Origin of the sequence: Eubacterium sp. ER2 (genome assembly GCF_000765215.1) — a bacterium.
Taxonomy (GTDB): domain Bacteria; phylum Bacillota; class Clostridia; order Lachnospirales; family Lachnospiraceae; genus Claveliimonas; species Claveliimonas intestinigallinarum.
Genome location: NZ_JPJE01000060.1, coordinates 1 through 9,938 on the forward strand (window position 1 = coordinate 1; position 9,938 = coordinate 9,938).

General features: G+C 51.5%; 12 protein-coding genes, 2 tRNA genes and 1 riboswitch. Of the genes, 1 reads left to right on the forward strand and 13 read right to left on the reverse strand.

The features are described 5' to 3' along the window. Positions 1–303: 303 nt before the first annotated feature. The 10 genes from NI21_RS0115335 to NI21_RS0115380 all read right to left on the reverse strand — a co-directional run bounded on the left by NI21_RS0115335 (position 304) and on the right by NI21_RS0115380 (position 5,833). Positions 304–393: transfer RNA gene (locus NI21_RS0115335), tRNA-Ser, on the reverse strand. A gap of 48 nt (positions 394–441) precedes the next feature. Continuing rightward, positions 442–527: transfer RNA gene (locus NI21_RS0115340), tRNA-Ser, on the reverse strand. A gap of 102 nt (positions 528–629) precedes the next feature. After that, positions 630–1,370: a 2-C-methyl-D-erythritol 4-phosphate cytidylyltransferase gene (gene ispD / locus NI21_RS0115345; protein WP_033127085.1), complete on the reverse strand. Its 741-nt coding sequence runs from the start codon at positions 1,368–1,370 to the stop codon at positions 630–632. A gap of 5 nt (positions 1,371–1,375) precedes the next feature. After that, entirely contained in the window at positions 1,376–2,404 is a 1,029-nt protein-coding gene (tsaD, locus tag NI21_RS0115350; protein WP_033127086.1) for a tRNA (adenosine(37)-N6)-threonylcarbamoyltransferase complex transferase subunit TsaD, read from the reverse strand. A 19-nt stretch (positions 2,405–2,423) separates the two neighbouring features. Next, the gene (locus tag NI21_RS0115355; protein WP_033127087.1) at positions 2,424–3,338 is read right to left on the reverse strand and encodes a ribonuclease Z; all 915 of its coding nucleotides are present in this window, start codon (positions 3,336–3,338) and stop codon (positions 2,424–2,426) included. Between the two features lies 1 nt (position 3,339). Continuing rightward, a complete protein-coding gene (locus tag NI21_RS0115360; protein ID WP_033127088.1) occupies positions 3,340–3,579 on the reverse strand; it encodes a hypothetical protein in 240 nt (79 codons plus the stop codon). Between the two features lie 106 nt (positions 3,580–3,685). After that, positions 3,686–4,129, reverse strand: coding sequence for a ribosomal protein S18-alanine N-acetyltransferase (gene rimI / locus NI21_RS0115365; protein ID WP_033127089.1), 444 nt, complete (start codon positions 4,127–4,129; stop codon positions 3,686–3,688). Positions 4,130–4,133: 4 nt separating this feature from the next. Then, positions 4,134–4,838, reverse strand: a complete 705-nt coding sequence (gene tsaB, locus NI21_RS0115370; RefSeq protein ID WP_033127096.1) for a tRNA (adenosine(37)-N6)-threonylcarbamoyltransferase complex dimerization subunit type 1 TsaB — start codon at positions 4,836–4,838, stop codon at positions 4,134–4,136. A gap of 25 nt (positions 4,839–4,863) precedes the next feature. Further along, positions 4,864–5,301: a tRNA (adenosine(37)-N6)-threonylcarbamoyltransferase complex ATPase subunit type 1 TsaE gene (gene tsaE / locus NI21_RS0115375; protein ID WP_033127090.1), complete on the reverse strand. Its 438-nt coding sequence runs from the start codon at positions 5,299–5,301 to the stop codon at positions 4,864–4,866. 4 nt (positions 5,302–5,305) lie between these two features. Further along, positions 5,306–5,833: a YcxB family protein gene (locus NI21_RS0115380; protein ID WP_033127091.1), complete on the reverse strand. Its 528-nt coding sequence runs from the start codon at positions 5,831–5,833 to the stop codon at positions 5,306–5,308. Between the two features lie 124 nt (positions 5,834–5,957). On the opposite strand from NI21_RS0115380, the gene NI21_RS0115385 reads away from it, so the two are divergent. Next, on the forward strand, positions 5,958–6,320 hold the full coding sequence (locus NI21_RS0115385; RefSeq protein WP_033127092.1) for a VOC family protein: 363 nt from the start codon (positions 5,958–5,960) through the stop codon (positions 6,318–6,320). A gap of 139 nt (positions 6,321–6,459) precedes the next feature. On the opposite strand, the gene NI21_RS0115390 is transcribed toward NI21_RS0115385, so the two are convergent. The 3 genes from NI21_RS0115390 to NI21_RS0115400 all read right to left on the reverse strand — a co-directional run. Then, on the reverse strand, positions 6,460–7,095 hold the full coding sequence (locus tag NI21_RS0115390) for an ECF transporter S component (protein ID WP_033127093.1): 636 nt from the start codon (positions 7,093–7,095) through the stop codon (positions 6,460–6,462). 131 nt (positions 7,096–7,226) lie between these two features. Next, positions 7,227–7,379, reverse strand: a riboswitch (FMN riboswitch). A 59-nt stretch (positions 7,380–7,438) separates the two neighbouring features. Next, entirely contained in the window at positions 7,439–8,020 is a 582-nt protein-coding gene (locus tag NI21_RS0115395; RefSeq protein ID WP_033127094.1) for a hypothetical protein, read from the reverse strand. A gap of 103 nt (positions 8,021–8,123) precedes the next feature. After that, positions 8,124–9,938: hypothetical protein (locus tag NI21_RS0115400; protein ID WP_206538667.1), on the reverse strand; the 1,815-nt coding region annotated here is incomplete at its 5' end.

Here is a 9,938-nt window from a genome sequence, read left to right on the forward strand (position 1 = left end):
GCCAGGATCAAACTCTCGTAAAAAAGTTCTCTCTCGGTCAGGAAAACTACTAGCTTTCCTATCCCGTTATTTACTGTTGGCATCAGACCTTCACTTTCGCTCAGTCTGATTTCCGTTCTGAATATTTCTCTTAGAAATTTTCAGGGTCGTTGTCTATTGTTCAGTTATCAAGGTTCTTTTTGTCTTTCGCTGTCTCTCGCGAGTCAGCTTGTCTATAATAGCATTTTGTTTTTCTGTTGTCAAGAACTTTTTTTAAGTTTTTTTGACATCATTTTCAGTTCTCAGAACCGATGCTATTATAAGCGGAGAAGGAGGGATTTGAACCCTCGCGCCGCTGTTAACGACCTACTCCCTTTCCAGGGGAGCCCCTTCGGCCAGCTTGGGTACTTCTCCAAATTGCCCTTTTCATATCACACAGACTTTTGTCTATTCAATATGAAGCGGAGAGGGTGGGATTCGAACCCACGCGCCCTTGCGGACAAACGGTTTTCAAGACCGCCTCGTTATGACCACTTCGATACCTCTCCACGTTGGTTTGTTTTCATGCCGCTTTCTCAGCGACATTGGTTATTTTATCACACTGAAAAACCTGAGTCAATACAAAATTTTAAGTTTTTTGGATTTTCCTGTCAAAAATCCGGAAAGCACCTCTTTACAAACACTTTCGCTATGTCCAGATCCTCCGGAGTCGTGATCTTGATGTTCTCGTAGCTCCCTTCTGTCATGTGAACAGGAATACGGAGCTCATTCTCCACAGCCATGGCATCGTCCGTGGCCTGTATCTTGTCCCGGGACATCATTTTTGCGTACGCCTCTAGGATGATAGAAGCGTCGAAGACCTGGGGAGTCTGGATAATCCACACAAACCTCCGGTCAGGCGTCTCCCTGGAAAATGTCTTCTCATCTACAATCTTTACTGTATCCTTGCTCGGGACACCTACCACACAGGCATGATATTTTTGCACATCGCAGTATGCCCTCCGAATGATCTCCTCTGTCAGGAAGGGTCTGGCGCTGTCATGGATAAAAATATACCTGTCCTGAAGATCACCCTCAGCCCGCACCGCCTTCAAGCCTTCCCACACAGAGTGATACCTTTCCCGGCCTCCCTCCACGATGTGGGTCACTTTTGTAAAATGATATTTTCCCACAAATTCTTTTCTGACATACTCTGTCTGCCCCGCCCCGGTCACCAGAACCACGTCATCGATCACCTCTGACCTCTCAAATATGCGAAGCGAATAAAAGAGGACCGGGCGGTCCTGAATCAGAAGATACTGCTTCTGTATCCTCGAGCCCATCCTCGTCCCCTGTCCTCCCGCCAGCAAAATAGCGGTACATCTTTTCTTTGTCCCGGTCTCTCTGCCCATCCTCTTTACCTCTCGCCCAGCTTCAGGTTGGGAACCGCGTTGAGATCCCAGCCGTGTCTGGTACCGTTTCTATATTCGTAGTAGGCGGCCACACCGATCATGGCCGCGTTATCTGTACAATAAATGGGAGAGGGATAGTAGAATTTAATCCCCCTGTCTTCACAGGCCTGTGCCATCGCCTGGCGAAGCGCACTGTTGGCGGCCACGCCTCCTGCAATGGCAAATTTATCCACGCCGAATTCTTCCACCGCGTGCATGGCATTCCCAACCAGCACGTCTGTCACCGCTTTCTGGAAAGAAGCAGCCACATCCGCCTGACTGAAGGTCTCCCCCTTCATACGGCAGCCATTGATGTAGTTGAGGACTGCCGACTTCACACCACTGAAGCTGAAATCGTAGGGCGCATCCTCCACGCGGGCTCTGGGAAACTGGATGGCGTTCGGATTCCCCTCCTTTGCCACCTTATCGATCTTTGGGCCTCCCGGATAGCCAAGTCCAATGGCCCGGGCCACCTTGTCAAAGGCCTCCCCTGCCGCGTCGTCCCTGGTCCGTCCCAGGATATCGAATTTTCCATAGTCTCTGACCCGCACAAGATGGGTGTGCCCGCCGGAGACAACCAGACAGAGGAAGGGCGGCTCCAGCTCCTTGTGCTCGATAAAATTGGCCGCAATATGTCCCTCAATGTGATGCACTCCCACCAGTGGTTTGCCTGCCGCGTAGGCGATGGCCTTGGCCTCCGCCACACCCACAAGGAGGGCTCCCACAAGTCCGGGGCCGTAGGTGACGCCCACCGCGTCTATGTCCCGCAGGGAAACGCCGGCCTCCGCCAGCGCCTTCTCTATGACCTGATTGATCTTCTCGATATGCTTTCTGGACGCGATCTCCGGCACCACTCCGCCGTACAGCGTGTGGAGGTCGATCTGTGAATATATAATATTCGAGAGGATCTCCCTGCCGTTTCTGACGACAGCCGCCGCCGTCTCGTCACAGGAGCTCTCTATCGCAAGGATAAGAATATCTTTCTCTTCGTTCATTTCACTTGCCTCTGCCTTCCTATTTATCATCTGAAAATACCAGTTCCATCGTTCTGCCGTCTCTGGCCGTCACCGTATTGGGAAAGATTTCCCTCACATCATTCAAAAACTCCTCCGGGTGATTGAGGGAGGGACTGTAATGAGTCAGCCACATCTCCTTCACCTCCGCCTCCTTCGCAAGGCGGGCCGCCTCGTAGAACGTCATATGCTTGTACTCTTTAGCCTTTTTCTGCTTATCCTTCTCCCCGTACATTCCCTCGCAGACAAACAGATCCGAGTGTCTGGCGTTGCTGCGTATGGAATCCGTAGGCCGGGTATCCGTGCAGTAGGTGACCTTCAGCCCCTTCCTGGGAGGTCCCAGCACCATGTCCGGTGTCAGCGTCCGCCCTTCATATTCCACGGTCTCTCCCTTCTGGAGCAGGCCCCAGCAACGCTGGGGAATGTCCGCAGCCTGAGCCCGGGCCACATCAAATTTCCCCGCCCGGTCAATCTCCAGCGTGTAGCCGTAGCAGAGCACATTGTGGTTGACCCGGAAGGCCTTCAGACGGTATCCGTTCATCTCAAATGTCTGCTCCGGCTCCGTAATCTCCAGAAACCGGATTTTAAAGGGAAGTTCAGGGGCAATAACCCGCAGAGCGTTCACCACTCTCTCCAGCCCCTTTGGGCCGATCAGAGTGAGGGGCTCCGTCCGATCCGCATTTCCCATGGTGAGCAGAAGGCCGGGCAGTCCGCTGATGTGATCCCCGTGATAATGGGTAAAACAGATCACATCGATGGGCTTAAAGCTCCATCCCTTCTCCTTGATGGCGATCTGGGTTCCTTCCCCGCAGTCGATAAGAAGACTGCTCCCGTTGTAGCGGACCATCAAAGCGGTCAGCCAGCGATAAGGGAGGGGCATCATCCCTCCCGTTCCAACTAAACATACATCTAACATTCTATTCTCCTACCGGAATAACAAATGTGGCGACAAGGGCGTCGTAGCACTCCTCGCAGAGATCGAAGACGTCCACCTGGTTGTCCTTCTCGGAAAAGTACCCCCACCTCTTTTCCACAGAGAGGAAATCCGCTCTCGGCTCCCCCTTTTCTGTGGGGATCTCTCTTCCACATTTATTACAGATTATTTTTTTTATTTTTCTCTGAGTTTCTCTTGTTTCTATCATTTCATACTGGCGCATACATTTCCTCCTAAATGGTATCTCACAGGATTGTTCTTCTGTTACGCCTACATTATATATGGATGAACTGCCCCGTCATAGTGGGAACTGCTTCCTCCTCTGACAGCTATTTCCCCAGGTCACGGCTCATCAGCACGCCGTCCTCCACAGGATCGCTGTAAAATCTCCTTCGGACGCCGTCCTGCACGAACCCGTAATCCGTATAGAAGGAAATAGCCGGTCCATTGCTCTCTCTCACATCCAGGAGCAGCCTTGTGATCCCCCCTATCTCGCAGAGATTTTCCAGCTCCAGAAGAAGCCGGGCGCCTACCCCCTGCCGTCTCTTTCGGGGGATTACAGCGATCCGGGCAATCTCTCCATCCTCCAAAGCATAATACATGATCAGGTACCCGATCAGCTGGTAATCCTCATAGGCCACAAGGAGCAGCGTCTGCTTTTGTCTGTAGCTGTCCATCAGCGCCCTCTCACTCCAGGGATCCGGGAATATCTCCGCTTCCAGCCTGGCCACAGCGGGGATATCTGTCTCTTTCATCTTTCTGATCACTAGCATGTTCCTACTCCTTTTTCTCCCGCTGCGCCCTCTCCCGCTCAGCCTGGGACACCCGCAGATAATCCGGTGCGTGCTGGGCGGCCGTCTCCGTCCTGCCCTGCCTGTAATACTCCATCCCCAGAGCTCCCACTGAGGCCGCTCTCTGCCTGTTCATATGAGCCGGCGCGTATGTGTGGGGAACCGACAGCCTCCCCTCCAGGGTCTCCCTGTATACCGGGACTCCATCCCCCAGAAGGATCACCGCCTGTCCCAGCTCGTTCAGCCGGTCCGCCAGCTCCGACACAGGGATGGCACACTGGTCCATGACTGTGGAAAATCCCCCTTCAAAGGAGTAAATACCCGTGTAGACCTGCTTCCGCCTGGCGTCCATGAGAGGACACACCAGCTCCGACACGCCGTACATGTTGTAGGCAAGTCCCTCCAGTGTGGGAATATGGATCAGCGGGATGTCCAGGGCCAGCCCCAGCCCCTTCGCCGTGGCCGACCCGATCCGAAGCCCGGTGAAGGATCCCGGGCCAGCCGCCACCGCGATGGCGTCCAGCGTTTTCAGGTCCAACTCGATCATCCTGGCTATCTCATCCACCATGGGAAGGAGTGTCTGAGAGTGGGTCTTTTTGTAATTGACTGTGTATTCCGCGATTGTCTGCTCTTCCTCCAGGACGGCCGCCGAAGCCACCAGCCCGGAGCTGTCCAGTGCTAATATCCTCATTGCTGCATCTTCCTTATCTGTATGATTATCGATCATGGCCTTTTTCCTCCACAGTGATCCTGCGGTAATCAAAGCCCCGGCCCGGGTCTTTCTCTATCTTTATTTCCACATAGTGCTCCGGCAGGATCTCCTCGATCAGGTCTGCCCACTCGATCAGGCTGACACCTTCCCCGTAAATGCAGTCCTCGTATCCAATCTCCTCCATCTCCTCCACGTCACCGATCCGGTACACGTCGAAATGATAGAGAGGCATGCGGCCCTCCTCGTAGATCTGGACGATCGTAAAGGTGGGACTGCTGACAGGCTCCTCTATACCAAGGCCCTTTGCCAGTCCTTTCGTGAACACGGTCTTCCCGACTCCCAGGTCGCCTACCAGGGTGTAGACGTCACCGGGCACGGCTTTCTCTCCGATCTGGCGCCCCAGATCAAAGGTATCTTTTTCACTGTTCGACTCAAATACCATTCGTTTATCTCCTGTCCTGACTTTTTCTGATGCTCACAGCCGCCTGGGGCACATGGGCCGTGATCATGTCCACCGCCGCCCCATAGTCATCCCCGAGCTGGGAGATGGGCAGCACCATGGCATGCTTTTTCTCGTCATAGAGAATGAGAATGTGCTTTCTGGATACCGCCTTTTTCACATTCTCCCAGGGCACTCTCTTTTCCCTCTCAGCCGCCATTGTCCTTATGCCCTCCTGGTCAAAAATGTATTCCACAGGCTTTACAAATTTCTTCTGCCCCTGCAGGACAGACACCCTGTTTTTGATCACCGCCGGGAAACCAAAGAAGAGGAGCAGGGCAAACACCGCAAAGAGCAGCATCATAAACCATTCTCTCCGTATCCCAAAAGCCACCGCCAGCCCCGCGTTCAGCGCTCCCAGCGCCAGCACGGCTATGCCCGCTCCTCCTGTATAAATCTGATACATCATAAATTCAGTGATAGCCTCCGCGTCCAGCGTGATCTGCGCCCATATCTCCTTCTTTTCCTTTTCCATCCCAGCTCTCCTTTACATCTATGTGGAACATTATAGCATATCTTTTTTTCTTCGGCTACACATGATATACTTAATTAAAGACTGCGTCAGGCAGATAATTACGATTTAAAGGAGGCACCCTGAATTGAAGTTTACATTTTATCACAACAATATCAATGTATATGATCTGGAAAAATCCCTTGATTTTTACGAGAAGGCCCTGGGCCTTACCGTGACCCGGCAGACGGAGGCCGAGGACGGGAGCTTCAAGCTCGTCTACCTGGGAGACGGCGTCACCCCCCACCTTCTGGAGCTCACCTGGCTCAGGGACATGGACAGGCCCTACAATCTGGGGGACAATGAATTCCACCTGGCTTTCCACACGGACGATTTCGAGAAGGCTCACCAGCTCCACAAGGAGATGGGATGCATCTGCTTTGAGAACGAAGCCATGGGCATTTACTTCATCTCTGACCCGGACGGCTACTGGCTGGAGATCTGCCCCTAGATCTGTTCCCAGCCGCCCTCAAGAGCCGGGCCAGGCAAAGGATAAAAAATGGATAAGCGCTCATACAAAGATCCGGACTGCCCCGTGTGTCTGCAGTCCGGATCTTTTTTCAGCTCTTTTATACCTGTCGCATCTGTCCCTACGCCTGACTGTTCATGCGGAAAACAGGGCTGATCTTCTTGTAAATGAGAAATACGATCAGCGATACAAGCACTCCCTTGAGAAGATTAAAGGGAGCCACAGCAAACGCCACAAATGTGAGCAGGCTGTTGATGCTTCCGTTTACCGCTGTGCCCATGGCCACCAGCGCGTCGATAGGCATCTGGAAGGCTGTGGCGTAAGCCGGAAGGAGCACATAGGCGTTCAGAAGGCATCCGATCAGCGTCATGAACACAGTGCCTGTAGCCATGCCTATGATGGCGCCTGTTCTTGTGCGCTTTCTGCGGTAGATAATGCCGGCCGGCACCACAAGCGCGCACCCAATCAGAAAGTTGGCCATCTCGCCTACGCCCGCTGTCGTTGTGCCGTTGATGATAAAGTTCAGAAGGATCTTCACAAGCTCGATAGATGCCCCGGCCACCGGCCCCATTGCAAAGGTTCCGATCAGCACCGGCACCTCGCTGAAATCAATCTCGTAGAAGGAGGGGGCAAAGGGCAGCGGGATCTCGAAGAGCATCAGCACAACGGCGATCGCTCCCAGCATGCCTGCCTGTACGATGGTGCGGACCCCTGCCCGCGGTTTTGCATTTGTGTTGTTCATAACCTGTGTACTCATTTTCTTTCTCTCCTTTGATGAATAAAATATTTTGCAGGAAAGAAAATCTTCTTGGAATTATGCAATAAAAAACTCCCATATCCATATGAATATCGGAGTCATGAAATAAAATGTTCTCTAAATAATATCGCATAGTTCTTCTCTCATCCAGACTTTACTGTCGGTTTTGGAATTTCACCAAATCAGCCGTTCACACATCTCCCATGCTCTGCAGCGCATCCATGTGTTCGCGGGTCGCGGACTATACCGCCGGTTGGGACTTTCACCCGACCCCGAAGACTTTATTCCTTATTTCGATAATACTATACCTCTTTATGGAGCTGTTTGCAAGAGTTTTTATTTTTTATTTCCAGTCAATCTCTCCGATCTCATAGACAGACGCACTCTGATTTTCATAGCTGATCACCAAAGTCAGACTGTATATCCTCACGAAAGGCTGTCCGTCCCTTAATCCCTCAAATGTGACCGTGCAGTCAACCTCGCCCACATCCTTTTTGTCATATCTCGTCCTTACGGCACGCGTCACTTCTGTGTTGGTCTGGCTAACCTGTACGTTTCCGCTGTAAAAGACCTTCCTGTCTTCCTTTACCCTCTCCAGATCATCCTCAGAAACAATACACTCATACAATCCCTGCTCTGTCATCTGCCGCGTCTCTTCGTCCACATCACTCCCCGACAAAAGAACACCTTCCGCCCAGGCATTGATGGACTGCCGTATATGCTCTGTATCTTCTTCAGAATAAGAGACATTAGAGTCCGGCATATGATCATACATATGACCGTACCCCTTTGTATCGCGTCCCTGATAGCCGTCGTCCACCTTTTCTGCATCATTTTCATTTTCCCCACTGCCGCCGCACCCCGTCAGGGCCAGCACAATCAGGAGCAGGCTTACTGCCCGCAAAAAACTTTTCTTCATCTTCATTTGTCAGTCCCTTTCCAAAAAAATATTGCCAAAAAACACACGGATTTTTGGCAATATTTTTGTTATGGATCATTTAACTTTTCTGCGCAAACTGTGCTGCCGCTTATTTGCGTTTTTTAGCGATCACTGCCGCGATTGCTGCAAGACTCACACCTGCCGCCGCTGCTGCTGCACCTGCGGAAGATGTATCACCTGTCCTGGGCGCAGTATTCTTATCCTCTGCGTTCTTTGATTCAGCCTTTTTGGACTCTTCAGATGTGCTGACTGTCTCACCCTTGCTGTCGTCTTCTGGAGCCTGAGGATTTTCAGGCTCTTCGGGTGTTGTCGGATCTTCCGGAGTTTCAGAAGCTACTTTTTCAACAATCATCGTATGTCCGCCTACAGAACCGTAGGGAATCTCAATATCTGTGATCTGGTCCACACCATCGGCAAGCTGGTATCCCTCAGGAAGCTGGAAATCCTCTCCAAGCACAAAGTGATGCGTATCCTCTGGTGAGCCAGGCACTCCTGCCTCCAGAGTCTCCTTCCCGACCACATTACCTTCTGTATCCTCAAAAGTCACTGTTAAAATCGTCTCACGCATTTTCAGAGTGATCGTATACTTTCCTCCGTCTTCCACAAAGAAATCACCAGTCACAATCAGCTCATAGCCTACAGGAAGATCGAGCTCAGAGTAGTTGGCAATACCGTCGCCATCCTCATCTACGATGTAATCCCCACCGCCGAGGTTGTTGCCATCCTCGTCTACAAACACGACATTGATCATCTTGCCTTCCGGGATCTTCGCCAGTTCGATCGTATAGGATTTGCCCGGGACTACAAAGAAATCTCCTGTCTCTTTCAGCTCATATCCCTCAGGAAGATCAAGCTCAGAGTAATTGGCAATACCGTCGTCATCCTTGTCAACAAAATAATCGCCGCCGCCGAGATTGTTACCGTTCTCGTCTACATATACTACATTGATGATCGTTCCTTCGATCTCCTTATTCAGAGTGATCTCATATGTCTTCTCTGTATCTACAAAGAAATCACCTGTCTCGATCAGCTCATATCCCTCAGGAAGCGTCAGCTCGGAATAATTGGCAATTCCATCTCCGTCCGCGTCAACGAAGAAATCGCCGCCGCCGAGATTCTTGCCGCCTTCGCTCTTAAATACCACATGGATCATCGCAGCGCCTTCTCTGTTGAGCACGATCGTATAGTGCGCGCCTTCTTCCACGAAGAAATCACCTGTCTCGTTCAGTTTATATCCGACAGGAAGCGCAAGCTCAGAATAGTTTGCAATTCCATCTCCGTCAAGGTCTACCAGGTAGTCGCCGCCGCCAAGGCTGTTGCCCTGAGGATCTGTAAATGTAACATTGATAATCGTACCTTTGTCGATCTTCTCAACCCTGACCTCAGACGCCTCGACTGCTGAGTAGTCCTTCACAAAAGCATCTCCAGTAACAGCCAGTTTGTAGCCTGCCGGCACTTCTATCTCTTTCCAGTTGAAAATCCCGTCGCCGTCCGCGTCTACAAAGTAGTCACCGCCGCCAACTACATTTTCATTCTCATCTACAAACTGCAGCTTGATGATAGAAGATTTTAAAATCTTTTTCACTGTAAGAACCTTTGTCTCGCCCACATAGTCTTTGACAAACTGATCACCTGCCACAGTAAGAGCGTATCCTTCCGGCACAGTCAGCTCAGACAGATTGAAAATCCCATCGCCATCTGCGTCAACAGTAAAATCTCCGCCGCCAAGATTGTTGCCATTCTCGTCCACAAATACTACGTTGATGGTCGAGGAGACAGCAATCTTTTCAATATTGACAACCAGTTTTCCGCCGTCTTCCGCATAGAAGTCGCCACTTGCTGTCATCTGATAGCCTGCCGGCACATACTGTGTAAGTACGGAATAGTTCTGCACGCCTGCCGG